The 26,802-nt window shown below is 60.2% G+C and carries 20 protein-coding genes; 11 read left to right on the top strand and 9 right to left on the bottom strand.

The genetic code is table 11. The features are described from left to right. The first annotated feature begins 118 nt into the window (after positions 1–118). Positions 119–733 carry a GGDEF domain-containing protein gene (locus B8746_RS00590; RefSeq protein WP_158084493.1) on the top strand — a complete coding sequence of 205 codons (615 nt, stop codon included), beginning with the start codon at positions 119–121 and terminating at the stop codon, positions 731–733. A gap of 85 nt (positions 734–818) precedes the next feature. Next, positions 819–2,405 (top strand): lysine--tRNA ligase, encoded by a 1,587-nt coding sequence (locus B8746_RS00585; RefSeq protein WP_084391386.1) that lies wholly within the window; start codon positions 819–821, stop codon positions 2,403–2,405. Between the two features lie 135 nt (positions 2,406–2,540). Here the strand turns inward: B8746_RS00585 and B8746_RS00580 are convergent, their stop codons facing one another. Then, the gene (locus B8746_RS00580) at positions 2,541–6,002 is read right to left on the bottom strand and encodes an indolepyruvate ferredoxin oxidoreductase family protein (protein WP_084391309.1); all 3,462 of its coding nucleotides are present in this window, start codon (positions 6,000–6,002) and stop codon (positions 2,541–2,543) included. Between the two features lie 129 nt (positions 6,003–6,131). Here B8746_RS00580 and B8746_RS00575 point away from each other — a divergent pair, with 129 nt between their 5' ends. Continuing rightward, entirely contained in the window at positions 6,132–6,626 is a 495-nt protein-coding gene (locus B8746_RS00575) for an Lrp/AsnC family transcriptional regulator (protein WP_084391308.1), read from the top strand. Positions 6,627–6,726: 100 nt separating this feature from the next. On the opposite strand, the gene B8746_RS00570 is transcribed toward B8746_RS00575, so the two are convergent. Then, entirely contained in the window at positions 6,727–7,905 is a 1,179-nt protein-coding gene (locus B8746_RS00570; RefSeq protein WP_084391307.1) for a thiolase family protein, read from the bottom strand. 193 nt (positions 7,906–8,098) lie between these two features. On the opposite strand from B8746_RS00570, the gene B8746_RS00565 reads away from it, so the two are divergent. Further along, entirely contained in the window at positions 8,099–9,235 is a 1,137-nt protein-coding gene (locus B8746_RS00565) for a zinc-binding dehydrogenase (RefSeq protein ID WP_095380810.1), read from the top strand. Between the two features lie 64 nt (positions 9,236–9,299). Here B8746_RS00565 and B8746_RS00560 read toward each other — a convergent pair whose 3' ends face one another. From B8746_RS00560 to B8746_RS00530, 7 genes are all read right to left on the bottom strand, one after another. Continuing rightward, positions 9,300–9,647: a hypothetical protein gene (locus tag B8746_RS00560; protein ID WP_084391306.1), complete on the bottom strand. Its 348-nt coding sequence runs from the start codon at positions 9,645–9,647 to the stop codon at positions 9,300–9,302. Between the two features lie 118 nt (positions 9,648–9,765). Beyond that, the gene (locus tag B8746_RS00555; RefSeq protein WP_233123770.1) at positions 9,766–10,368 is read right to left on the bottom strand and encodes a glutathione peroxidase; all 603 of its coding nucleotides are present in this window, start codon (positions 10,366–10,368) and stop codon (positions 9,766–9,768) included. A gap of 61 nt (positions 10,369–10,429) precedes the next feature. Beyond that, positions 10,430–10,798, bottom strand: a complete 369-nt coding sequence (locus B8746_RS00550) for a DUF1801 domain-containing protein (RefSeq protein WP_084391304.1) — start codon at positions 10,796–10,798, stop codon at positions 10,430–10,432. A 162-nt stretch (positions 10,799–10,960) separates the two neighbouring features. After that, positions 10,961–13,144: a M13 family metallopeptidase gene (locus B8746_RS00545; RefSeq protein ID WP_084391303.1), complete on the bottom strand. Its 2,184-nt coding sequence runs from the start codon at positions 13,142–13,144 to the stop codon at positions 10,961–10,963. An 85-nt stretch (positions 13,145–13,229) separates the two neighbouring features. Then, the gene (locus B8746_RS00540; protein WP_084391302.1) at positions 13,230–16,445 is read right to left on the bottom strand and encodes an efflux RND transporter permease subunit; all 3,216 of its coding nucleotides are present in this window, start codon (positions 16,443–16,445) and stop codon (positions 13,230–13,232) included. Next, positions 16,442–17,707 carry an efflux RND transporter periplasmic adaptor subunit gene (locus B8746_RS00535; RefSeq protein ID WP_084391301.1) on the bottom strand — a complete coding sequence of 422 codons (1,266 nt, stop codon included), beginning with the start codon at positions 17,705–17,707 and terminating at the stop codon, positions 16,442–16,444. Before B8746_RS00535 ends, B8746_RS00540 begins: the two co-directional genes overlap by 4 nt. A 16-nt stretch (positions 17,708–17,723) precedes the next feature. Continuing rightward, positions 17,724–19,148, bottom strand: coding sequence for an efflux transporter outer membrane subunit (locus B8746_RS00530; RefSeq protein ID WP_084391300.1), 1,425 nt, complete (start codon positions 19,146–19,148; stop codon positions 17,724–17,726). Between the two features lie 201 nt (positions 19,149–19,349). Here B8746_RS00530 and B8746_RS00525 point away from each other — a divergent pair, with 201 nt between their 5' ends. The 7 genes from B8746_RS00525 (at position 19,350) to phoB (ending at position 26,721) form a co-directional block, all read left to right on the top strand. Next, on the top strand, positions 19,350–20,726 hold the full coding sequence (locus B8746_RS00525; protein ID WP_084391299.1) for a sensor histidine kinase: 1,377 nt from the start codon (positions 19,350–19,352) through the stop codon (positions 20,724–20,726). Beyond that, positions 20,726–21,397 (top strand): RluA family pseudouridine synthase, encoded by a 672-nt coding sequence (locus B8746_RS00520; RefSeq protein ID WP_084391298.1) that lies wholly within the window; start codon positions 20,726–20,728, stop codon positions 21,395–21,397. The genes B8746_RS00525 and B8746_RS00520 overlap by 1 nt, the downstream gene beginning before the upstream one ends. Before the next feature lie 95 nt (positions 21,398–21,492). Next, positions 21,493–22,899 carry a phosphate ABC transporter permease subunit PstC gene (gene pstC, locus B8746_RS00515; protein WP_084391297.1) on the top strand — a complete coding sequence of 469 codons (1,407 nt, stop codon included), beginning with the start codon at positions 21,493–21,495 and terminating at the stop codon, positions 22,897–22,899. Continuing rightward, a complete protein-coding gene (gene pstA, locus B8746_RS00510; protein WP_084391296.1) occupies positions 22,892–24,493 on the top strand; it encodes a phosphate ABC transporter permease PstA in 1,602 nt (533 codons plus the stop codon). Before pstC ends, pstA begins: the two co-directional genes overlap by 8 nt. Positions 24,494–24,552: 59 nt before the next feature. Continuing rightward, complete coding sequence (gene pstB, locus B8746_RS00505) at positions 24,553–25,317, top strand: phosphate ABC transporter ATP-binding protein PstB (protein ID WP_233123780.1); 765 nt, start codon at positions 24,553–24,555, stop codon at positions 25,315–25,317. Positions 25,318–25,335: 18 nt separating this feature from the next. Continuing rightward, entirely contained in the window at positions 25,336–26,031 is a 696-nt protein-coding gene (phoU, locus tag B8746_RS00500) for a phosphate signaling complex protein PhoU (protein WP_084391294.1), read from the top strand. 3 nt (positions 26,032–26,034) lie between these two features. Then, positions 26,035–26,721, top strand: a complete 687-nt coding sequence (phoB, locus tag B8746_RS00495; RefSeq protein WP_084391293.1) for a phosphate regulon transcriptional regulator PhoB — start codon at positions 26,035–26,037, stop codon at positions 26,719–26,721. Positions 26,722–26,802 lie beyond the last annotated feature (81 nt).

Here is a 26,802-nt window from a genome sequence, read left to right as displayed (position 1 = left end):
TAAGAAAGCCGCGCTCGTCTCGGCAATCTCAATCGCTGCCAGTTGGCTGCTAACAGGGTTGACCATTCTGATACTGGACACCCCGCCTGATATTCTGCGGGAAATTCTGCCGTCGACGATGGCCCTTTGTACCTTCGTGCCGCTGCTCGTGTCCGTCCCCGTCACTATCGTTTTCCAACGAGAGCGCGTGCGGTCAGAGGTCGCGCTTGCCAATCTCGAACTTGCGCATGCCGAACTCGCCCTGTTTGCCCGCACCGACACCCTCACCGGGCTCACAAACCGGGACGCCTTCCTCAAGGAGCTGACCTCGCTGAACTCCCAGCGCGTCTCTGGCTCAATGCTGATGATCGATGTCGATCATTTCAAGTCGATCAACGACTCGTATGGCCATCATGCCGGCGACGAGGCGCTTCGACTTATCGCAGATGCCATCCGCAGGTCGGTGCGCGACAATGATCTGGTCGGCCGCCTGGGCGGTGAGGAGTTCGGGGTCTTCGTGGCTGATGAGAGCCCCGCGCTTGGACTTGCCGTTGCGGAACGTATTCGTGACAATATCAGCCGCATCGACTTTGCTCCGGCTCAAGGGCGCCCCCGGAAACTCACGGCCAGTGTCGGCATGGCCTTCGCTTGCCATACAATGGATGTGAGCGCGATGCTCAAGCAGGCGGACCGCAGCATGTATGAGGCCAAGCATTCAGGTCGTAACCGCGTCATTGTGCACGAAGCAGCCTGATCTGCAGCCTGCACCGGCCACTCAGCTTGACCGCATCTCCCCTGCCCTCTACCTCCGGCACGATCATCTGACCGACGGAGACGACATGACCGCGCTATCCACGCTTGCCGAGAGTGCAAAGGCCTGGCCCTTTGAACAGGCTCGCGCCCTGCTGAAACGGCTGGAGAATATGGAGCGTGCGGGCAAACCCAAACAGGGACCGGTGGTTTTCGAGACGGGTTACGGCCCGTCCGGCCTGCCGCATATCGGCACCTTCGGCGAGGTTGTCCGCACAACAATGGTCCGCACAGCCTTTGAGACCCTGACCGATGGCAAATACGAAACGAAGCTGATCTGCGTTTCCGACGATATGGACGGCATGCGGAAAGTCCCGCCGACTGTGCCAAACCCAGCCGACCTCGAGCCTTACATGCAGATGCCGCTGACCGCTGTGCCCGACCCGTTCGGCACGCATGAAAGCTATGGCGCGCATATGGGCGCCCGCCTCTGCGCCTTCCTCGACAGCTTCGGTTTTGACTATGAGTTCAAGTCCGCCACGCAGCTCTACAAGTCCGGCGCCTTTGACGAAGCGCTGCTGCGGGCGCTCGAAAAGTTCGATGAGATCATGGCGGTCATGCTGCCAACGCTCGGTGCGGAGCGGCAGGCGACCTATTCGCCCTTCCTGCCGATCTCGCCATCGACCGGCCGCGTGCTCTATGTGCCGATGAAAGCCACCGACGCAAAAGCCGGCACGATCACTTTCGAGGATGAGGACGGCACCGACGTCACGATTCCTGTCACAGGCGGCAACACCAAGCTGCAATGGAAGCCCGATTTCGGCATGCGCTGGGCAGCGCTTGGCGTCGACTTCGAGATGTTCGGCAAGGACCACCAGGACAATGCGCCGATCTATTCGAAAATCTGCAAGATCCTCGGCAGCCAGCCGCCGCAGCAATATGTCTACGAGCTGTTCCTCGACGAAAAAGGCGAGAAGATCTCCAAGACCAAGGGCAACGGCATCTCAGTCGAAGACTGGCTCGCCTACGCGCCGCAGGAAAGCCTGTCGCTGTTCCAGTTCCAGAAGCCGCGCGTTGCCAAGAAGCTCTATTTCGACGTCATCCCGAAGGCGGTGGACGAATACCTCACCTTCCTGTCGAAATATCCCGACGAGGAACCGAACCGGCAGATCGAGAACCCTGTCTGGCACATCCATTCCGGCAAGGTCCCGACTGGCAATCCGCCGGTCTCCTTCGCCCTTCTTCTTAATCTTGTAAGCGCGGCGAATACCGAGACCAAGGACCAGCTCTGGGACTTTATCACGCGCTATGCGCCTGACGCCAATCCGCACACGAACCCGCTTCTCGACACGCTCGCTGGCTATGCCATCCGCTATTATGAGGACTTCGTGAAGCCGACCAAGGTCTACCGCGCCCCGGACGAGAAAGAGCGTGCCGCAATGGAAGATCTCGCTGAGCGGCTCAGCATGATTGAAGGCGACGCAGATGCAGAGACGCTGCAGAACCTCACTTTCGAGATCGGCAAGGCGCATGAGTTCGAGAACCTCCGCGACTGGTTCAAGGCGCTTTACGAAGTCCTCCTCGGCCAGAGCCAGGGCCCACGTTTCGGCGGCTTCGCGGCCCTCTACGGGGTGCATGAGACAGCGCGCCTGATCAAGAACGCGCTGGCGCGGTAAACCAAGAAAATCCCCTCATGGTGAGCGAAGTCGAACCATGAGGGGATTTTCGCGCCTGACGCCTCCTGATCTGACCTTCATGGTGAGCCTGTGGAATCACGCTCACCATGAGGCTGTCTTCTAATTGGTGCAGCTTTACTCAGCCGCCGCAATCAGCGTCTGCTTCTTCGCAGGCATGCCGCCCTGCGGCCAGTTCTTCAGCAGTTCCGCAAGATGGTCTTCAGCCGCCTCCACAGACGCTTCCTTCACATGACCATAGCCACGGATTTCGTCCGGAAGGGAGGCAATGGCGATGGCAAGCTCATGGTTTTTCTTCGTGAGCTGCCCCGACATTTCAACCACGCGCTCAAGATACTCATCGCGCAGGCGGCGTTCCATCTTTCGCTCAGCTGTCCAGCCAACCGGGTCCCAGCGCGTGCCGCGAAGGCCCTTGAAGCGCTTCAGGATCTTGAAGGCCGTCTTCATCCATGGACCGAAGGCCTTCTTCTTGAGGTGACCCTGGGCGTCCTTCTTGGAGAAGATCGGTGGCGCGAGATTGTACTCGATCTTGCCGCCCTTGAAGGTCTCGCGCAGTTTCTGGTCAAACGTGCCATCTGTGAATAGGCGCGCGACTTCATACTCGTCCTTGTACGCCATCAGCTTGTAGGCAAAGCGCGCAACGGCCGTCGTGAACGCTTCGCCGAGACCTGCCTTGTCTTCTGCCGCCCGCACCTTCGCGACAAGATTGCGGTATTGCAGCGCATAATCATCATTCTGATAGGCGGTGAGCCGTTTGGTGCGGTTTTCGATGATCTCGTCCAGCGTCATCGGCGGCACATCACCGCGCGGGTCCGACACACTTTCCAGGCGCTCTGGATCGGCCGCCGCGAGACGCCCGACATCGAAGGCCTTCATGTTCTCGGCGACCTTGGTGCCGTTCAGCTTGATGGCGCGGTAAAGGCCGCGCAGCGAGACCGGAATGTGGCCCTTCTGCCATGCGTATCCGACCATCACCATGTTGGTGTAGATGGCGTCGTTGAGATATCCGAGCGCGAGGGCTTCGGCGTCGATTGTACCGAACTCGCGCGCCTGGCGCTTCACCCGGGCGGCGAGCAGCTGGCCCTCAAACCTCTTGGATCGGTCACGGATAAACTCGCTGGTCGGCGTCACATCCGCATTGGCCGACACCATGGTCCGGCCGACATCCATGAGACCGATGGCATCACCGCCAGCCGCGACAACGAGGTCACAGGCAATGAGCGCATCGGCCGACGCCGGCGGCACGCGGCCCGTCGAGATCATTTCCGGCTCCTTGGCAAAGCGCAGGTGCGACAGCACCGGCCCGCCCTTCTGCGCGAGGCCGGTCATGTCGAGGCTTGAGGATGCATTTCCGTCAACGTGCGCGGCCATGGCCAGTACGGCTGCCACTGTCGTCACGCCCGTACCACCAACACCAGTGAACAGCAAGTTCCATGGCGTCGTCAGCGTAGGCAGATCGGGCAGCGGCAGCCCTGAAGCGTCAACCTCAAGCACGGGCTGGTCTTCGGCTGCCGACTCCGCATCCGTAATCGTCACGAAACTCGGGCAGAAGCCGCGCAGGCAGGACAAGTCCGTGTTACAGGTCGACTGGTTGATCCGGCGTTTGCGGCCAAGTTCGGTTTCCACCGGTTCGACGGACAGACAGTTCGACTTGACCGAACAGTCCCCGCAGCCCTCGCAAACTTCCTGATTGATCATGACGCGCGTGCGATCCGGCTTGCGCAGGCCGCGCTTGGAGCGGCGGCGTTTCTCGGTCGCGCAGATCTGGTCATAGATCATGACCGAAACGCCCTTGGTGTCGCGCAGCATCTTCTGCACTTCATCGAGATCTTCGCGATCATAGATACGGACCGAGCGTGGCAGGCCGACAGCATTGGCGTATCGGGTCGTGTCTTCAGTGACGATGACGATCTTGGTGACGCCTTCAGCCTCGACCTGCTGGGCAATATTGACCGGTGTCTGACCGGACTCCACGGTCTGTCCACCGGTCATCGCGACGGCGTCATTGTAGAGAATCTTGTAGGTCATGTTCGCGCCAGACGTGACCGCCGCGCGAATGGCGAGCGAGCCCGAATGCGAATAGGTGCCATCGCCAAGATTGACGAACATATGGTCTTCATCGGTCGCGAAATACTGGCCGATCCAGGCGACACCTTCACCGCCCATCTGGCTCGTCATGTCGGTTTTGCGATCCGGCATGAAGTTCGCCATATAGTGACAGCCAATGCCGGCGAGCGCGCGGGACCCTTCAGGAACAACCGTCGACGTATTGTGCGGACAGCCGGAGCAATAGTGCGGTGACCGTACCGTCGGCGATGCATTCGAGATCGCCGCCTGGCCAGCCGCGCCGACCCGTTTGAAATAGACTTCCGCTTCGCTCCTGTCCCAGCGGCCCGGAACGCGCGGCATGATGGCGTTGGCAATTTCAGGGACGGGGATGGAACCGGTCTGGCTCAACAGCTTGTTGCCGTCGCGGTCGCGCTTGCCCTCTATATAGGGGCGCTGATTGTCGGGCAGGCTGTAAAGGATTGCGCGCAGCTGGTCCTCAATGAGAGGGCGCTTGTGTTCGATGACAAGCACGCTCTCCAGTCCCTTGCAGAACTCACGGATTGCCGTTGGCTCAAGCGGCCATGGCATCGCGACCTTGAACACGCTGATGCCGAGACGGCCAGCCTGCTCCGGCGTGATACCAAGCGCGGCAAACGCTTCGAATATATCGCGCGCAGCCTGACCGGTGGTGATGATGCCAATGCGCGGCTTTGGCGAGGGCACAATGACATGGTCGAGGCTGTTCGCTTTCACCCAGGCCTGGGCAGCCGGAAGCTTGTACTCGCGCAGGCGCTTTTCCTTCTCCAGCGGATTGTCGCCGCGCCGCATATGCACGCCACCTTCCGGAAAGTCGAACTCAGGCGTGATGAAGTTGAACCGGTCCAGCGTCACATCAACAACCGCGCCGGAGTCCATCGTATCAGCAAGCGCGATCAGCGCCGACCAGGCACCGGAGAACCGGCTCATCGCCCAGCCATGGATGCCGTAATCAAGCACGTCCTGGATCGAGGCCGGGTTGAGCACCGGGATTTCGGCGTCCTGCATCGCAAATTCAGACTGCGACGGCAGCGTCGAGGACTTGCACATATGGTCGTCGCCGCAAATGGCCAGAACACCGCCAAGCCGGGAGGAGCCTGCGGCATTGGCGTGCTTGAAGGCATCGCCCGTGCGGTCCACACCCGGAGCCTTTCCGTACCATATGCCGAACAGGCCGTCGCGTTTGGCACCCGGGAAAAGTCCAAGCTGTTGCGACCCCCACACAGCCGTCGCTGCCAGGTCTTCGTTCAGCCCTTCCCAGAACTCGATCGTGTGCGCGTCCAGCCATTTCTGGGCGGCGCGCAGCTGTTGGTCATAGCCGCCAAGGGGCGACCCTCGATATCCGGAAATGAATCCGCCCGTATTGTGTCCAGCGGCAATATCAAGGCGCTTCTGGTCAAGAGGTAGGCGCACAAGCGCCTGAATGCCCGTCATGTAGGCTCGGCCCTCGACAAGATCATATTTATCGTTCAGCGTAACTTCACGGTGTTCCAAGGAACGACCTCCCTTTGGTCATACGACCATATTTTTTGCATTTTTTGTTGAAAAAGCTTGCCCATCTTGCGCAATATCGCGTAATAAAGGGCATAACGTTCCAATTTTAGCCATTGAGTGAGACAAGAATTGCCCCAAACACTCGACGCGATCGACGCCAAGATTCTCGACCTTATTCAAAAGGACGCCGCACTTTCTGTCGCAGAAATCGCAGACCGTGTGGGACTTTCTTCCTCGCCCTGCTGGCGCCGGATCAAGCGGATGGAGGAAGCCGGCATTATCCAGGGCCGCGTGACCCTGCTTGACCGCGACACGCTCGGTCTTGGCTTTGAAGTTGTAGCCAGCGTCAAGCTCGCCCTGCCCAGCAAGGAAAATCTCGACCGGTTCGAGCGTCTTGTCGGCAAATGGCCTGAAGTACTCGAATGCATGACGGTCACGGGCGCGGTCGACTATGTCATGCGTATCACGACAACAGACATGCATGCCTACGACTCCTTCCTCAGAGAACAACTCCTCGGATCGGGTCTGGTTTCGGATGTGCAGTCACGCATTGTCATCAATGTCGCCAAACGTACCACGGCCCTGCCCCTCGGCCTGATCAGCGACTACGTGCCGGCCGGCTAAGGACAACCGAAGCGCGCCTCACTACGGTCAGCATTTCCTAAAGAAAAACCGCCCCACTTTCGTGAGGCGGTCCATCTGTTCTGAATGTGCGGGCCGAGGCTTAAGCGCGCTCGACGCACATGGCGATGCCTTCGCCGCCGCCAATGCAGAGCGAAGCAACGCCCTTCTTCACATCGCGGTCTTCCATGGCTGCCAGCAGCGTCACGAGGATACGTGCACCGGACGCACCGATCGGGTGCCCCATGGCGCAGGCGCCGCCATGAACATTGACGATATCGTGAGAGATGCCGAGTTCCTTCATCGCAATCATCGGCACGACCGCGAAAGCTTCGTTGATCTCCCAGAGGTCGACATCATCCTTGCTCCAGCCGGCCTTTTCGAGCGCCTTCTTCATCGCCGGCACTGGGGCCGTGGTGAAGTATTGTGGTTCATGAGCGTGGCTTGATGAGGACACGATCTTCGCGATCGGTTTCAGGCCGCGCTTTTCCGCCTCAGACTGGGTCATCAGGACCAGCGCAGCAGCACCATCAGAGATCGCCGATGCGTTTGCTGCCGTGACCGTGCCGTCCTTGTTGAAGGCCGGGCGCAGCGTCGGAATCTTGTCCGGACGCGCTGTGCGCGGAAGCTCATCAGTGTCGACGGTGACGTCGCCCTTGCGGGTCTTCATCGTGACTGGCGTGATTTCACGCTTGAACTTGCCGCCTTCTGTTGCCTTCTGAGCGCGGGCCAGGGTTTCAAGGGCGTAAGCGTCCTGTTGCTCGCGCGTGAACTGGTATTCGCGGGCAATCATGTCGGCGAAATTACCCATCGGGCCGCCTTCATAGGCGTCCTCAAGGCCGTCAGTAGCCATATGGTCCTTCATGCCGGCCGCGCCGTATTTGTGGCCCTTGCGGAGATCTACGAGGTGCGGCGCATTGGTCATGGATTCCATGCCTCCGACGACGACCACACTCGCATTGCCCGCCGCAATCGCATTAGCGCCCATCACAGTTGCCTGCAGGCCAGAGCCGCACATCTTGTTGATTGTTGTCGCCTCGGTGCCCTTGTCGAGCCCCGCCTTGATCGCGGCCTGACGCGCCGGGGCCTGCCCCTGACCGGCGGGCAGGCAATTGCCCATGATGATCTCGTTGACTTCATTCGCGCCGAGCTTGGCTTCATCTGCAGCCGCCTTTACAGCGAGCGCGCCGAGCTCGTTGGCAGAGAGGCCCGAAAGGTCCCCCAGCAGCCCACCCATTGGGGTGCGTGACATGCCTACAATTACGATGGGGTCCTGAGCCATTTAATCCTCCAAGATGTCTCTTTAATGTTGCGTGTGCGAAGATGTGCGCCTCGAGGGTCGCAGCGTCAAGGGCTCTCGCCGTCTAAGTAGCGCCTGTTTAGCAAAACTCAGCTCAATGATGCCGCGCTTGTATTGCAGGGCGGGACCCGGCATCTTGCCGACCAACAGATCAAGACAAATCAGGAGGTTACCCATGGCAAACACAATTCCGGATAGCGCAATTCAGCTGCGCAGCGAGGTCAAGTCCTCAGGCGAACTGGAGCTTTCCCTCGTCGAAATGCCCGTCCCGACACCAGGCGAGAACGATATTCTAATCCGTGTTGAAGCCACACCCATCAACCCTTCCGATCTCGGCCTGCTGGTCGGCGCCGCTGATCTCTCCACGGCGGTGCAGTCGGGAACGGCTGACCGCCCGGTTATCACGGCAAAAGTCCCTGCACCTGCCATGCGGGCCATGAAAGCGCGGGTCGACCAGTCCTTGCCTGTTGGCAATGAAGGTGCGGGCACTGTCGTCGCAGCGGGCTCATCCGACGCCGCACAAGCCCTGATGGGCAAGCTCGTGACCGGCCTTGGCGGCGAGTTCTATGGTGAATACCGCATGCTCAACGTGGCGCAGGTAATGGAGCTGCCCGAAGGCGCGACTGCCCGGGACGGCGCGTCCTGCTTCGTCAATCCGCTGACCGCCCTCTCCTTCCCGGAAACGATGCGCATGGAAGGCCACAAGGGTCTCGTCCATACGGCAGCCGCATCGAATCTCGGCCAGATGCTAAACAAGATCTGTATCGCCGACGGCGTGCCGCTGGTGAACATCGTCCGCAAGCCGGAGCAGGAGCAGATCCTTCGCGATATCGGCGCGAAATACATCGTCAATTCGAGCAGCGACAGCTTCATGCAGGACCTGATTGCCGCGCTCGCCGAAACGAAGGCAACGCTCGGCTTCGACGCGATCGGCGGCGGACCGCTGACCGGACAGATTCTGACCGCAATGGAAGCGGCCGCGAATATGGGGGCCGAATACAGCCGCTACGGTTCGGCCCAGCACAAGCAGGTCTATGTCTATGGCCGCCTCGACATGAGCCCGACCATTATCCCACCTGGCGTCGGCATGGCCTGGGGCACAGGCGGATATCTCCTCACCTATTTCCTCCAGAAAATTGGTGCCGAAGGTCGGGCAAAGCTGCGTAAGCGCGTCATGGATGAGCTGAAGACGACATTCGCCAGCCACTACACCGATGAAATTTCCCTGAAAGAGGCGCTGAACCTGGACACGCTGAAGTCCTACAACGCCAAACGGACAGGCGAGAAATTCCTGATCAATCCGACGCTCTAGCCAGGAAAATGGGGGCCTCCTGACAGGAGCGCCCCCTTACCTCGCCTTCGCAGGCACGCGAAGACTATTCGTTGATCTTCACCTTTACAGCGCCAAGCGTCGGGCTCGTCACTTCGAATTCGTCGCCGGCGGACTTGCCTTCCGGATATTCGGTACAGGATTCGGCAGGCGACATGGATGAGGTGGTGCAAAGCGAGTTGCCCTCGATCCGCCAGGTGCCAGTGAAGCCGGTCCCCATGGCCACACCACTATAGGTGCCGTCCTCGTTGTAATCGATAGGGATTGCGAGGCCTTGCGTCGTGATCACAGCGTCTTTTGCAACAAGGGTCTTGAGGGTGTCATTACCTTCTGCAAGAGCAAACGGTGCCGTAAAGGCCAATGCGGTCGCGGCGACAAGAAACGGCTTTTTCATTGTGGATTCCTTCCTGAATTATGGGAGCTGAAATCTACACGAGACTGAAACGGCCCGAAAGATAAATGTAGTTAAGTATCGCTCTTTGAAGCTCGTTTGTGGAGCGCTCACCAAAGCTTCAGTTCGCGAGCGCCAGCTCAATGTCAGCGATCAGAGTCGGGTCGTCCGGTTTGACGGAGGATGGATAGGCCTTCAGCACGTCGCCATTCTTGCCGACAAGCACCTTGTGGAAGTTCCATTTCGGCTCGGCCGCTTCGCCCAGACCGGACTTTGCCACCTGCCAGAACGGGTGCTGCTCAGGTCCGATGGCGTGCACTTTCGATGTCAGCGGAAAGTCCACGCCGAAATTGATTTCGCAGAAGGTCCTGATCTCCTCCTCGGTGCCCGGCTCCTGCCCACCGAAATCGTTGGCCGGCGCTCCAAGCACGGTAAAGCCCTGCTGCCTGTAGGTCTCATGCAGCGCCTGCAAGCCTCCATATTGCGGCGTGTATCCACATTTCGATGCGGTATTCACCACCAGTACGACCTTGCCATCAAAACTCGACAGGGGCAGGTCGTCACCCGTGATCGACTTGAAGGAAACGTGCTGGACATTGGCGGTCATTTCGGGGGCCTCGCTGAATTCGGCTGTGGACGTGCCTTCTTCAGCGCCGGCGGGAGGCTGGGCCGTCCCCGAACAGGCTGCGAGGGCCAGAATTGCGATGAGTGGTGGTTTAAACAAGGCAGTCATTCCGTGTCAGTCCAGACTGAACATAGCCCGATCCCGCCATCGGCCAAGTGATCTAGCGGACGCGAACAGGATGTTCCTCGTCAAGCTGAACGGCGCGGTCAATAATGTCGAGAAGCTCGTCGTCGATCTCGTCGACTGACCGCACCTTAACATGACGCAGCATCTTGCCGCTGCCTTCAATGCGACCGACATAATGTTCGGCCAGCCGCGCACCTGACCACAACTGGAGATTGCAATGGCGAGAGTGCGCAATAATTGAAAAAATCCGCTCGCTCCCGAACCAGCACGGATAGTTCCAGGCCAGCGTGGCCTTGAGCCCCGGATGTTCTGCGCACACGGAATTAGCGAGATTGATTGCGACCGATTTCATCGGTCCTTCCAGTCCATCGAAGTAAGCCTGAACTGCATTCGGCATCGGCATAGGATCGCCCTCCCCGGAGCGTCAATCTCTGAATGAAAAAACAAAGAAACAGACTTGTGAAGACGGACAGTGCACTTTTTTTCGTCTGTCATCGGAGGAAAGATCGAAAAAGAGCCGGCTTGGCGCCGGCTCTTCTCTTGCGTTCTGCTGAAGGTGTTGCAGCTACCAGATGCGGATACGCTCCTCGGGCGGAAGGTAAAGCTCGTCATCCGGTGTAACACCAAAGGCTTCATACCACTCGTCAAGGTTGCGAACGACACCATTGACCCGGTAGACCGGCGGCGAATGCGGGTCCGTCAGTATACGCTGACGAAGCGCATCATCGCGATATTTCGTGCGCCAGACCTGCGCCCAGGACATGAAAAACCGCTGGTCGCCGGTCATCCCGCCGAGCACAGGAGCTTCCTCTTCCTCGCTGATGATGCCGTCGCCATTCTCGTCGAGACTCATCTTGTAGGCCTTGTAGGCCATCGACAGCCCGCCAAGGTCACCGATATTCTCGCCGAGCGTCAGGCGTCCATTGACGCAGGTCTCACCCTCATCGATCGGACAGTAAGCATTATACTGTCCAACCAGAGCGTCAGTCAGCGCCTTGAAAGCCGCTTCGTCTTCCGGTGTCCACCAGTTGCGCAGCACGCCGTCACCATCGGACTTGGCGCCCTGGTCATCAAAGCCGTGCCCCATTTCGTGACCGATCACACCGCCAATCGCACCGTAATTGATCGCTGGATCCGCCGAAATGTTAAAGAAAGGCGGCTGCAGAATCGCGGCGGGGAACACGATTTCGTTGCGGTTCGGCGAGTAGTAGGCGTTTACCGTCTGCGGCAGCATGAACCATTCGGTCTTGTCGATCGGGCCCCCAAGGTTCGAGATCATGTCCTCGAACGCCCAGCGATTGGCCTCCATGTCATTTTCGAAGGCATCGGCGCTGACCGAAAAGTCGTCATAGGTTTCGAACTTTTCGGTATAGCCGATCTTCGGAGTGAACTTTTCAAGCTTGTCAAACGCCTCCGGCTTGGTGGCGTCGCTCATCCAGGTAATCTCGTGAAGATTGTCGGCCATCGCCTTGCGGAGGTTTTCAACAAGATCATCCATCGCCGCCTTGTTCTCTGGCGGGAAGTAGCGTGCCGCATAGACCTTGCCGACGCCTTCGCCGAGCGCGCCTTCAACAGACTGAACGCCGCGCTTCCAGCGTTCGCGCTGTTCTTCCTGCCCATTCAGCAGCTTGCCGTACAAGGCAAAGGTGGCCTCATCGATCTTCGCAGGCAGGACATCGGAGCGGTTCGACAGGAAATGCGCTGCCGAATAGGCCTTCCAGGTGTCGAGCGGCTCATTCGCCATGAGGTCTAGCAGGCCGACGATGCCGCCGCCTGAAATATCGGCAAGCTGCTCGCTCGTCAGGCCGTAATCGCTGATCTCCTGTGGGGTGGGGGCAAGCTGGCGAACGACGAAGGCGTCCTCTGCGTCGATCCCCAGCGTTTCGAGCACGGTCGCCATTGGAAAGTCCGGTTCGAGCGCGATCAGCTCGGCTTTGGAGAGCTTGTTATAGGTCAGGTTGCGGTTGCGGCTGACCGTCCGGTCCCAGTGGGCTTTCGCGATTTTTGTCTCAAGGGCATAGACTGCCTCGGCCCATTGCGCCGGCTCCGGATAGCCTGCTTCGTCAAGAAGCAGCGCGAGATAGGCCTTGTAGGCTTCGCGGTATTCGAGGTTCTTTTCGTTGTCCTCAAGATAGTGGTCACGATCCGGAAGGCCGAGACCGGCCTGGGTGATGTAGAAGATATAGCTGTCAGTATTCTTCGAATCGACATCGACAAAGCCAGATACTGGCGAGGTGAATCCCGGCGTTGCGAACAGTTTCGCAAGGTCTTCGCGCGTTTCAACACTGGCAATCCTGTCGAGATAAGGCTGCGCGGGTGCCAGGCCCTTCGCTTCGATCGCGTCGGTGTCGAGATAGGCATTATAGTAGGCCGCAATCTTGCCTTCGAGCGTCGTCGGATCCGGCTCGGCCGCGGCGAGATCGTCGATGATGAACCGCACGCGCTGCTCGGACTTTTCCCGAAGCAGGGTGAACGAGCTGTAGCTGGTACGGTCCGCAGGGATTTCGAACTCGTCATACCAGGCGCCATTGGCATACTGGAAGAAATCATCGCCCGGATCGACACCCGGCTTCATGGAGGCCAAGTCGAGGCCAAACTCGCCCCAGTCATCGCGCGAGACTGTAACCACTTCCCTTGTATCGGCTGGCGGCTCGACCACCGCAACTGTCTCTGTCTGGTCTGGTACTCCGGTTGTGGTGCACGCTGCCAGCACAGCCAAAGCTGAGCCGCTCAGGAAAAGTGATCGCATTCTTCGTCTCCTCGAAGCATTTATTTCAAGATGAAATCTTTTTAGGCAAGAACCGCCCACAATCCACCCTCAGCCTGCAACAAAATCATTCTGCGGGATGCGCGCGCCCGCCATGCGCCGAGCCAATGAGTTCTTCCTCATCGATATTGACCTCGCCTTCATAGCTTTCACCGATCTGGCGATAGGGCCGACCGCCCCAGGTCCAGCGGAAGATGCGCCCGACTTCGCAGCCGACGGCGTAGAGGGCCGGCACCATGAGAAGCGATACGAAGAGCGCGAACGCAACCGCCGAGCCAAGCGAAACCACCATCGGCTTCAGGAACTGCGCCTGCACCGATTTCTGGGTGATCATCGGCAGGATGCCGACAAAGGTCGTGACCGAGGTCAGAAGGACAGGCCGGAAACGCGAGACACCGGCATCGACGATGGCCTGAAGGGCCCCTGCCCCTTCGGCGCGTCGTCTGTTGATATAGTCCACCAGGACGAGGTTGTCGTTAATGACAACGCCCGCCGCAGCGCCGATTCCAAACAGTGAGAAGATCGCCATGGGGACGCCGAATGCGACGTGCCCGAAGGCGGCCCCCGCATATCCGAACGGGATGGCGACCATTAGCAGCAGGGGTTGTGAGTAGGACTGGAAGGCGATGGCCAGCAATATGTACATCGCGACAAAGGCAATGAGATAGAGCTGCACAATATCGCCGAAGAACTCCGCTTCGGACTGCGCTTCGCCCACCGCACCGCGCGTGATTTGCGGATACTTCTTGGCAAATTCCGGCCAGAAATTGGTTTCCATGTCCTGTGTGATCTGGGCGCGTGTGCCGTCACCGACGAGATCTGCGAACACGGTCACAGACCGCATGCGCTCACGCCGCTGGATGCGGTTGATGCCGGGCGCAAACTCGATCTCGGCGACCTGTTCGAGCGGGATTTCCCGGCCATCTGCCGTGCGGATACGCAGATCGCGCAGGCTGTCGAGCGAGCGGCGATCACTCTCAGGATAACGCACCATCACGCGAACATCCTCACCATCGCGCGGCAGGCGCTGGGCTTCGATGCCGTAATAGGCCGCGCGCACCTGGGATGTCACATCGCTCAGCGTGATACCGAGGGTCGTTGCGCCCGGCTTGAGGCCAAGACGGATCTCTTCTGCCGCCGATGACAGATTGTCACTGATGTCATAGGTCTCGGCATAGGTTGCGAGTTGCGCTTTCACCTCGTCTGCCGCCTCGCGCAAGAGGTCGAGATCGTCATGGTTGAGTGCAAACCGGATCGAGTTGCTGGAATTGTTCACTGTGAACTGGAAATTCACTTCCTCGGCATCAGGCACATCACCGAATTCCTCGCGAATTTCGTCGGAGATCATCTTGGTGGTCACGCCTGTCGGGCGAGCTTCGGCCGGTAGCAGACCGATCCACGACTGCACATTGCCCTCCTCGGCGACAATGGAAAGATTGGAGATCAAGGGCCGTTCAAGTTCAGGATATTGCGCCGAAAGGTTTTCGCGCGCCCGGTCTACACCCGCGCGCAGCTGGTCACGGATTTCCAGAGAGCGCGACTGCGGTGTGCCGTCCGGCAGATCAACACGTACCTGAACAAGATCATCTTCAATGTCCGGCATCACCCGAACGGGCAGGATTTGCATCGTCACGAGCATGACCGCCCAGACGAAGCTCGCCGTGAAGACGGCAATCGTCACATAGCGATACTTCACCGCCGCTTCGAGAAGAGGCTTGTAGATCTTGTTTGCAAAGGTCAGCAGGCTGTCGGCAATTGTCTGCTGGAAGCGCAGCAACTTGCCCATAGGCCCGCCAAATTTCTGCGGCTCCATGTGGGAAAGGTGCGATGGAAGAATCAGCAGGGACTCGATCAGTGAGAAGGTGAGTGCTGCGATGACGACATATGAGATCTGTGACGTGAACTGGCGCTCCGGCCCCGGCAGGAACATCCACGGGGCGAACATGATCATGGTTGTGATCACGCCGAACATGACCGGCTTCAGCACCAGCTGCGTGCCCACGGTCGCAGCGTCCAGCCCCTTACGGCGCCCGCTCTCAACTTCCTTGTGAATGTTCTCCCCCACAATGATCGCATCATCGACCACAACACCGATCACCAGCAGGACAGCAAACAGGGACAGGAAGTTCAGTGAGATGCCGAACAGGGGCAGGATCAGCATGCCGCCAGCAAAGGCGGTCGCGATACCGATCGTCACCCAGAAGGCCACGATCGGGCGCAGGAAGAGGATCAGGATTATGAGCACGAGGATCATGCCCTGCACGGCAGCAGAGGTGATCGTGTTCATGCGGCCTGTATAGACTTCCGACTGGTCAAACAGGAGATCAATCCTGATGCCAGCCGGCAGGGCGTCCTGACCCTTGCCGCTATTTGCGCGCTCCACATAGTCGAGGATGGCTTTCGAATAGGCTTCGATGTCCATCTTCTCGGGTGTCTGGACCATGACGAAAGCGGTCGGGTCGCCGTCAAAGGTCGCGTCCAGTTCGCCATCGACAAAACCATCAATGACGGTTGCGACGTCGCGGATACGGATCGTACCGCCGTCCAGGGTCTCGCGGACAATGATGTTCTCGAAATCGGCGCGGGTGTCGGCCAGCTTGCGGGCCTGGACGGCGACGGCACCCGTTTCCGTGCGGACTGTACCGCCGGACGAGTTGAGCGACGAGTTGCGCACAGCCTGGGCGACTTCAGCAAAGCTCAGATTGTATCGGCGCAAGGCCTCTTCAGAGACCTCGATCGAAACCTCCTCGCCAAGCGTCCCCCAGACCTGCGCAAGCTCGCCGCCATCCAGCAGCGCAATGGCGTCACGCACTTCCTCGGCATAATATTTCAGCGTCTTGCGGTCGACTTTACCGTGAACAGCGAGACCGATATACGCGTTGTCCTGTCGCCAGCGCTGGACCTGCGGCGGGAATGAGGATTGCGGCAGGTTCGAAATCGTGTCGACCCGGCGCTTCACCTCATCCACAAACTCATCAATATCGACATCGAGTTCGGATTCGAGATTTACATAGCCCACGCCTTCTCGGGCCACGCCTGTCAGGCGTTTGAGACCATCAATGTCGGCGACAACTTCCTCGAGCCGGACGACGATCTGGTCTTCAACGTCCTGCGGAGAGGCACCGGGCCATGCAATCGACACCGAAGCGCCGTTGAAGTCTGCCGCCGGGAACGCTTCCTTTTCCAGTCCGAGGAAGCCAAAGGTGCCGCCGATAAAGGCAACGACCATCAACAGGTTTGCTGCGATCGAGTTTCGTGCCCACCAGGCGACGAGACCGTTCATTGTTTTGCTCCGTCCATTTCACCTGAAGCCAGTGCTGCGGCATCATCGTTTGCATCACTCTTCTTGCGCGGCGTGCGGGGAATGAGTTCGCCATCGGGCATGCGCTCGACAACCTGGATGGTCATCCCATCAAAGGCAGCCTGGATCGGCGAGACAATCGCGAGTTCACCCGGCTCGACCCCTTCGGCGACATACGCACCCGTCTCATCACTGAAGATGACGTCGACGCGGCGGATCTCCAGCTTGCCTTCGGGGCCATTGCCGATGAACACTTCATCGACACCACGAAGGGCGGCGCGAGGCACGCGAACGAGGCCTTCGATGTAGCGACCCTCGATCTCCGCACTGACGAAAAGGCCGGGTGCCATGGGCACGCCATTATCCGACCCGGCACCATACGGATCTTCAAGCTCGGCAATGGCGGTGACCAGGCGGGTCTGCGGATTGATCGCGGCCGACGTCCGCACAACGCGGCCTTTCCACTGGCGCGGCTGACCGGCAACATTGGCGGTGAATGTCACCGCCGGGCCCTTTACCGACTGGCTCTCGGCGAATGCGAGCGGCAGGCCGACACGGCCAAGCTCTTCATCGGACAGTGGCAGCGACACTTCCACCACATCAGTGGCGAAGATCGTTCCAAGCGACTGGCCGGGAACGACATACTGGCCAAGGTCAGCGCTGCGCTCACGCACGCGGCCCGAGAATGGCGCGGTGACGGCCGTGCGGTTGAGGGCAAGCTGTGCGTCGGCAAGCTGTGCCTTTGCGGAATCGAGGGCGGCCCTCGCTTCGGCCAGCTGCGGTTCGCGGCGGGCGAGTGGGCTGGTTTCGGTAATGCCGAGGTCCTCAAGGTCCTGAAGGGCAAGCTCTGCTTCGGCCTCCTCACGCGCCAGGCGCTGTTCGGCCGAAGCGACGCCCGACTGGGCCCGCACGATGGCGAGCTGATAGTCTTCAGCTTCCAGTCGCACTAGCACCTGACCCTCGCGGATGAAACCGCCATCAATGAAGTCTGGAGAGACATAGGCGATCCGGCCGCTGATCTGCGGCGCCACAACGATCTGGCTCTTGGGTTTAACCTCACCCTGCGCGCTGACCGTGAGAGACAAGTCCCTCGTTTCCGCCGCTTCGGCGAAAACAGAGAGGCCGCGCAATTCTTCTTCAGCGCGCTCAGGCTGCGGCTTCAGGGCCTGCATGAGAACGAAGCCACCCGCGACCAGGCCGACCAGGACCAGGACGGGCATAAGGAGCAATAAGATACGTTTCATGGGAGGTCTCTGCGGTTTACGGCGTTATTGTATCAGAATTTTGAGATACCGGCTCGCCCGGAATCCCGCCTCCAAGTGCCAGGTGGAAGGCAATGCGGTTCGAAATGCGCGCCGAGCGCGCGGCGATAAGATTGCTTTCTGCATTCAGTCTACGGGTCTGGGCATCGATCAGATTGAATATCGTGATCAGGCCGCTCGTATACTGGCGGGTCGCGATTTCCTCCGCCTCGACAGCCTCCGAAAGTGCACGGGACTGGGCATCCACCTGCTGCGCGAGAAGCAGGTCTGCCGCCAGCGAATCTTCAACCTCGCGCCATGCGGTCAGGACGCTCGCCGCATAATTGGCGATAGCGACCTCGGCATTTGCGATGGCCGCATCGCGGTCTGCCCTGAGCGCGCCGCCATTGAAAACGGGCTGCGCGAGGCTGGCAATGGCATTGGCCGCGATGCGCGTGGGGTCGAATAGGTCCGAAAGGTCTGTTTCATTGGCGCTGACCGAGGCGGAAACGCTGAGGCTCGGCAGAAGGGCAAGGCGGGCCTGTTCGGCGCGCAGACCGGCTGCGACCACCCGTGCTTCGGATGCGGCAACGTCCGGGCGACGGGCAAGAAGCATGGCCGGCGTTCCACCGGAGCTGATCGGCGCGAGGTCCGGCAGGCTCGCCGGTGCATCGATTTCATTGGCCGGATAGCGCCCGAGCAGGATTTCCAGGCGCCGTACGGCATTTCCGCTCGCCAGGCGGCGGGCTGCGATGGCCGCCTCGGCGGTTGCCACGGCACTGCGGGCTGTGCGAACGTCGAGGGCATCAGTGAGTCCGCGGGCCACACGGCGTTCGGTGAGTTCAAGAATGCGCTGGCGCGCCTCATAGGTCTGGACGGCAACGCGCTCCTGCGCGAGCGCCTCATTGAGGTCGGTCCATGCAATGGCAGTCTGCGCTGCAAGTGACAGGCGGGCTGCGGCGAGGTCGGCTTCACTGGCGGCCAGCTGCGCCTCGGCTGCTTCGATCCCCGCGCCGATCCGGCCCCAGAGATCCGGCGTCCACGACGCATCGGCCCGCAAGCCGTAGGTCGGATCCGTGAACCGGTCATCGACGCTTGGCGCATAGGTCGACGTTACTCCCGCCGACCCACCAATTGAGGCATTTGGCAATGACCGGCCATAGGTCGCGCGTGCCTGGGCCCGCGTTGCCTCGACGACGAAGTATTGCGCGCGAAGGCTTGGATTTGCGCGCAGCGTCTCGGCGATAAGCTCTTCCATGACCGGGTCGTTGAACTGCTTGATCCAGTCGCCGCGCGGCAGATCACCAGACACGCCCGCCGCGCTCCAGGTCGCCGGAGCATCAGGCGCAACCGCAAAAAGCTCTACAGGGTCACCGGCAATGCCGCGCGCAGAAGCGCATCCAGACAGTACCAGAAGTCCCAGAATGGCGGCGTGCTTGTTCATTCGACCCTCATCTCTTCAGTTTGGTCACCTACGAGCGTACTACTCGACTGTCAACAAAAAATTATCGAAAATCAATATCCGATCAGTATAGCTGCAGTTGCAACACACGATGATTGAGAAACTGTAGATTTTGCAGCGCCCGCGAGAATTGTGCGGTATTGTGCGACTTGCAGAACACAGACAATCTTGGTTTTAAAACGAATGTCATCGACTGATCGCACACCTGAACCGGCCTCGCGGCGCCCTGAACGGGCGAGAGATTTCCTTGTTCTGACCTTTTCGGGATGCGCCCTGATTGCACTGCTGATCGCGTCGGGCGCGCTCGGCTGGATCGAAGGCCTCACCGCCTGCATGGTGCTGAGTGCCGGTGCCCTTGCCTATTTCGTTGGCTCGGTCCCGCCGGAGCGCATTCAGGATGATGCCGCTAATCCCGCCAGCACGGCTGCGTCTTCCGAAGGGTCGGTGCGCACCATGATCGAGTCGCTCCCCTTCCCCGCCTTTCACATCACACCGGATAATCGCATCGATGCCCTCAATGAGCCGGTGAGACCGCTGTTTCGCGTCTCTCAGGCGCGCGGCGCCCTGAAATCGGTTGCGATCCGCCAGCCAGACCTGCTCAGCGCGACAGACCGCGTCGCCCGGACCGGCGCGAGCGAACGGGTGGAGTTCATGGCCGGCGAAGGCGATGAGCTGTGGCTGGCCCACCTCACCGCCGGCGTGACCCCGCAGAGCGTGTTCGTCTTCCTCGAGGACCGTACCGCCGTGCACCGGGCCGAGCGTGCCCGGGCTGATTTCCTGGCCAATGCCAGTCACGAGCTGCGCACCCCGCTGACGGCACTTGCGGGTTTCATCGAAACCATGCGCGGCCCAGCCAAGAACGACCGCGATTCCTGGGACGGCTTCCTTGAGATCATGCACCAGCAGACCGACCGCATGCGCCACCTCGTCTCGGACCTGTTGTCCCTTTCGCGCATCGAGTTCAGCGAACACCGCCCGCCAGATTCGGTGATCGACCTGTCTGAAGTGCTGGGACAGACCATACTTGCACTTGAACCGATTGCTGCCGAACGCTCGATCACGCTGTCCCTCGACGGCGGCGATGCGCCTGTGAAGATCACCGCCAAGTGGGACGAGATCGCTCAGGTCGTGCAGAATCTCGTCGGCAACGCGCTGAAATATTCTCCATCAGGCGGCAGCGTCCGGGTGACGACAGGCGTCACGAAGACCATGCTGGATGCTGGCCGCAAGGCCATCAGCGCCAGCCCCGAAGCGGTCCGGGCCACCCTGTTGCAACCGCGCGCATCGGCCGAAGCCCCGGCAGCCTGGATCAGGGTCGAGGATGACGGACAGGGCATCGCCCGAAAACATCTAGGCCGGCTTGGCGAACGCTTCTACCGCGCCGACGAAAGCCGTGGCGGCTCGATCGAAGGCACCGGACTCGGTCTTGCCATCGTGAAACATATCATGGCCCGCCATCGCGGCGGACTGGGCGTTGCGAGCAAGGAAGGCGACGGAGCCGCTTTCGGCGTCTGGCTACCGATTGCGGAGTCTGCTGCGCACACCGCCCCTGAAGGCTGATGCGAAAGGTTGCGCCAGCCCCTGATTATGCCCCGGATCCCGACACACGCATCGAAATTGTCCATGAGGATGATGAGCTGATCGTTGCGGACAAGCCTGCCGGCCTCCTGTCCGTGCCGGGACGCGGCGAAAGCCGGCAGGTCAGCGTCGTTACACTCCTCCAGGCGTCGTACGGCCCCCTCCGGACGGTCCACCGGCTCGACATGGATACGTCCGGCCTCATGCTCTTCGCCCGCACCGCACAGGCGCAATCGGCACTGTCGACAGCGTTCTCGTCGGGCCTCGTTCGCAAGCGCTATACTGCCTGGGTGGAAGGCGAGCCGGACGGCGACAGGGGCGACATCCACCTTCCCATCGGGCGTGACTGGGAAGAGCGGCCGATGCGCAAGATCGACACGCAATCAGGCAAGCCCTCGACGACACGCTGGCGCAAGCTGAGCGTACGGTCTGGATACACGGAGCTGGATCTCGAACCCCTGACCGGACGCACCCATCAACTGCGTCTGCACTGCGCCGCCATGGGACATCCGATCCTGGGCGACCGGCTATATGGCAATCCGGCAACAGCTGCGCGACTTTGTCTGCATGCGTCCAAACTGGCCTTTACCCACCCAGTGACGGGCGAACCGTTGCAGTTGCGACGGCCAGCAATGTTCGGTGACGCCCAATAAATCACACAAGAAATGCATTTCGTCGCACTTCGTGTCACATATGTGTCAACCAGCCGCGTTAAGAGGCGCCAAGGTTCTGGATTCTTGGCGGCTGTATGCTGGAAACTTTTGGTCATCTTCCGGTCTCGTGGCTGTTGTTCGCCGTATTGGCGGCAGCAGGCTTCGTTGCGTTCTTCATTGGGCGCACCAGTGCCGTGGCGACAGCACAGGGCAGTACTGCCCGGCTGAATTCGCAGCCCAATTATCATGGCTACTTCCTCGCCATGGCCACGATTGCGCCGGCGGCAGTCATCCTCATTCTCTATTCCCTGTTCGGCGAGTCGATGGTCCGAAGCCAGCTCGCCAGCGAGCTGCCTCAGCGCATCCGTGATCTCGGCACGATGGAAATGGGCCAGTATATTGACCGCATTGCCGAGAATTCGCAGCGCGGTCCCGGCTCGACAACAGGCAATGCCCTGTTCGATGCGGCTACGGGCCGGTACACCAGCCTGCTCGGGCTCTCGCGCATCATCGCCATTGGCCTGGCACTCTTTGGTGCAGGCGTCGGCTTCTTCTTCGCCCGCCGCAGGCTGTCCGTGAATTTCCGGGCGCGGGCGCGTGTCGAGGATGGCATCAAGCTGATGCTTTTCCTCTGCGCCGCGATCGCCATCCTGACAACGCTTGGCATTGTCGCCAGCCTGTTTTTCGAGGCGCTGCGTTTCTTTGCGCGCGTGCCCGTCCTGAGCTTCATCTTCGGGACAGAATGGAACGCCCAGACCGGCGCGGATTTCGGTGCAATTCCGCTTTTCTTTGGCACATTCATGATTGCCTTCCTCGCCATGCTCGTTGCAGCGCCCATTGGCCTGCTCTCGGCGATCTACCTGTCCGAGTACGCTTCCCCGCGCTTTCGCAGCATCGTGAAGCCGATCCTGGAGCTGCTCGCCGGTATCCCGACTGTCGTCTATGGCTTCTTTGCCCTGCAATTTGTTGCCCCGCTGGTGCGCAGTTTTGCCGTATGGGTGAACAGTCTGCCCTTCACGCCGGACACGCTGCTCGCCGCCCAGCCGACAAGCGCCCTCGCGGCCGGCCTTGTGATGGGCATCATGATCATACCCTTTGTTTCATCCCTGTCGGATGATGTGATCAACGCCGTCCCGCAAACGCTTCGCGACGGGGCCTATGCAATGGGCGCGACGAAGTCGGAAACCGTGAAGCAGGTCGTGATGCCTGCGGCCCTGCCGGGTGTGATCGCCGCGCTGCTGCTTGCCGTGTCCCGTGCGATTGGCGAGACGATGATTGTCGTCATGGCCGCCGGCCAGCGCGCCCAGATCTCGCCTGACCCGACGTCGGACCTTACCACCATCACGGTGCAAATCGTCGCCCTGCTGACCGGTGACACAGAATTTGACAGCGCCAAGACGCTCTCGGCCTTCGCGCTCGGCTTCGTGCTGTTCATCGTGACCCTGCTCTTCAACCTGATCGCGCTTCGCGTGGTCCAGAAGTATCGGGAAAAATATGAATAGCCCGGCCCCCAATCCTGAAACCAAGGGCACCTTCGTGACGGACGCTGCCCTGAAGCGGCTGAAGAAGCGCCATGCTGCGGAAACCCGTTTCAAATTCTATGGCCAGTTCGCCATTGCGATCGCCGTGCTGGCGCTCATTGCGCTGCTGGTGTCGATCATCTCGCAGGCCTCCTCGGCCTTCCAGCGCAACATGCTCGTCTTCGACATCACGCTGAATGCCGAGGATGTCGCCCCGAACGGGACGGACGATCCTGACGCGATTGCCCGCAATGTCAGCGGCTTTAACCTGCTCCTGCAGGACAGTCTCAGGGACCAGTTCCTGCCCGAAGATGCCGATGCAAGTGAAACCCGCCAGCTCTTCGGCCTGTTCACGCGTCTTGCCGTCCTGCCGGTCGCGAAGAAAACAGCGGCCCATGTCGACATGGTCGGGACGCAGCAGACGGTCTCGGTCGCGCTCGCTGACGATATCGACCTCTATCTCAAGGGCGGCGTGACCGAGCGCAAATCCATCGACCTCGGACAGGTCGCCTCTGCCAGGGGAGCGATTGGTGACGGTATCTATGTCAGCCTTGCGCCCGGCACCGACACAAGCGCCCTCGCCGAGGCGATAGGTGGATTTCAGGAACAGTCGCTTGATGACAGCGCTCCGACCACGCTGATTGGTATCGGCAACACCTGGTACAGTGTGACAGGGTTCAGCAGCAATGAAATCGCCCTTGCCTATCTCGCCGGAGCGCGCGTGGCACCGGACCCGTCGCAGGGCATTCGCGCGCTCGTGCTTGCGCAGGCCGAAGCCAACCGCACGGTCAGCGACCGGCAGATCGCCTGGACCATGCTGCTGAAGGATGAAGGCCGCATCCGCAAGGCGTTCAATTCGACGCTCTTTACCAATGCAGACAGCACCTATCCTGAACTTGCTGGCACCGCCGCGGCGATTGTCGGCTCGCTCCTGACCATGCTGGTCACCGCCCTGCTCGCCATCCCGGTGGGCATCTTCGCGGCGGTCTACCTTGAAGAGTTCGCGCCGAAAAACCGGATGACTGACCTCATCGAGGTTAACATCAACAACCTCGCGGCCGTACCATCCATCGTGTTCGGCCTGCTGGGTGCTGCCGTGTTCATCAATTTCTTTGGCATGCCGCGCTCTGTGCCGCTCGTGGGCGGCCTGGTGCTCGGCCTGCTTGTCCTGCCGACCGTGATCATTGCATCCCGCGCGGCACTGAAATCCGTCCCGCCCTCGATCCGCACAGCGGCGCTCGGCGTCGGCGCCTCGAAGACGCAATCGGTCTTCCATCATGTCCTGCCGCTCGCAGCGCCGGGCATCCTGACGGGGTCGATCATCGGCATGGCGCGTGCCCTCGGTGAGACGGCCCCTCTCCTGCTCATCGGCATGGTGGCCTTTGTGGCCGAAGTGCCGGACGGACCGACAGATGAATCGACGGTACTGCCAGTCCTGATCTATAAGTGGTCGACAGGAGCGGAGCGCGCCTGGGAACCCCAGACAGCGGCCGCCATCATCGTCCTGCTCGTCTTCCTGGTTCTGATGAACCTGATCGCAATCATACTACGCCGCCGCTTTGAGAGGAGATGGTAGTCATGGACGGAAATGTCGAAGACTTCGTTGAAACCGCACGCAACAAACAGGCCCTGAATATGGCGGAAATGACCAAGGTGGACTGCCGGCACATCGATGTGTTCTACGATGAGAAGCAGGCGATCTACGATATCTCCATGGAGATCCAGGACCGCGCCGTGACGGCCTTCATCGGTCCATCCGGCTGCGGCAAGTCGACCTTCCTGCGATGCATCAACCGCATGAATGACACGATCGAGTCGGCCAGCGTGAAGGGCCAGATCATCATGGATGGCGCCGACATCAATGACCCGTCCATCGACCCGGTCCTGCTGCGCTCGCGCGTCGGCATGGTGTTCCAGAAGCCGAACCCCTTCCCGAAATCCATCTATGACAATATCGCCTATGGCCCTCGCATCCACGGCCTGGCCGCCGGCAAGAGCGAACTGGACGAGATCGTTGAATCCTCGCTGCGCAAGGCCGGGCTCTGGGAAGAAGTGAAAGACCGCCTCGCAGCGCCGGGCACCAGCCTTTCGGGCGGCCAGCAACAACGTCTCTGTATCGCTCGCGCCATTGCTGTCAGCCCTGAAGTCATCCTGATGGACGAACCCTGCTCGGCCCTCGACCCGATCGCAACGGCGCGCATTGAAGAGCTTATCGACGAGCTTCGCGAGCGCTACTGCATCGTCATCGTCACGCACTCGATGCAACAGGCTGCGCGGGTTTCGCAGCGCACAGCCTTCTTTCATCTCGGCAAACTGGTAGAATACGGCGATACAGAACGCATCTTTACCAATCCGGAAGACAGCCGCACCCAGGATTACATTACCGGCCGCTTCGGATAGAACTGAATCGAGCAAGACATGTCCGAACACATCGTAACGGCTTTTACCGACGAGCTTGAGCACCTTTCCGCCAATTTGCTGAGAATGGGCGGGCTCGCCGAATCCATGATCACGGACGCAAGCCGCGCCGTGACCACTTTCGACCTTGAACTCGCGCGCGAAGTCATCAAGCGCGACAAGGCCATCGACGAACTGGAGGCCGAGGCCGAACAGGCAATCATCCGCCTGATCGCCCTTCGCCACCCCATGGCGTCCGACCTTCGCGCGGTGCTTGGCGCCATGAAGCTCGCCGGCGATATCGAACGCATCGGCGACCTCTGCAAGAATATCGCGAAACGTTGCCTTGAGCTGACCGGCGACGAGAACCGTGCGGCAGTCAAAGGCATTGAGCGGATGGCAAAGGCCGTTTCGCACCAGCTGCAGATCGCCCTCGACTGCTATCTGCGCCAGGATGTCGACGCCGCCATCAACGTCCTCGATCTCGATGACGATATTGACGACCATTACATGTCGCTGTTCCGCGAAACGCTGACCTACATGATGGAAGACCCGCGCCAGATCGGCTCGAACACCCATCTCATCTTCATGGCGAAGAACCTTGAGCGTATTGGCGACCATGCGACCAATATTGCGAAAGCCGTTTATTACATGGTCACTGGCGAGGCAGCCACGGCCGAAAATATCCAGGCCCGTCAGGGGACCAGGGAGAGTTAGATTATGAAGCCTTATGTGATGATCGCCGAAGACGACAAGGCCGTCGCCGAACTCCTCCGCTACAATCTCGAACGCGAAGGGTATGATACCTCGGTCGCCCCGGATGGGGATGAAGCGATGATCCTCCTCGATGAACGTGCGCCTGACCTGGTCCTGCTGGACTGGATGCTGCCCAAGGTGCCCGGCATCGAAGTCTGCCGCCGCATTCGCTCCAAGCCTGACACGGCCAACCTCCCGGTCATCATGCTGACGGCGCGCTCTGAAGAAGCCGACCGTATCCGAGGGCTCGACACCGGCGCGGATGATTATGTCACCAAGCCCTTCTCGACGACGGAACTGATGGCGAGGGTTCGCGCCGTGCTGCGCCGCATCCGTCCGGCGCTCGTCGAAGACCAGGTGACGGTCGGTGACATCACGATTGACCGCACCACCCATACGGTCAGCCGCGACGGCAAGAACATCCATCTCGGGCCGACCGAGTACCGGCTTCTTGATTATTTCGTGCAGCATCCGGGCCGTGTCTTCTCGCGCGAGCAGCTGCTGGATGGCATCTGGGGCTCGGACGTCTATGTCGAGGCCCGCACTGTCGACGTGCATGTCGGCCGTTTGCGCAAGGCCCTGATGAGCCAGGGCGGCGATGACCCGATCCGCACGGTCCGATCGGCAGGTTATTCCCTGAAAGGCGGCTAATTGGGCACGTTTCGGCCAGAACCGCTTGCACAAGGGGTAGGAAACCTCTAGCTGCGCCTCATCAGGACAATGACTGTCTCA

This window comes from Henriciella pelagia, assembly GCF_002088945.1.
In the GTDB taxonomy this organism is placed as follows: domain Bacteria; phylum Pseudomonadota; class Alphaproteobacteria; order Caulobacterales; family Hyphomonadaceae; genus Henriciella; species Henriciella pelagia.
The sequence above is the reverse complement of the archived record's forward strand: the minus strand, read 5'-3'. Positions and strand labels throughout refer to the sequence as shown.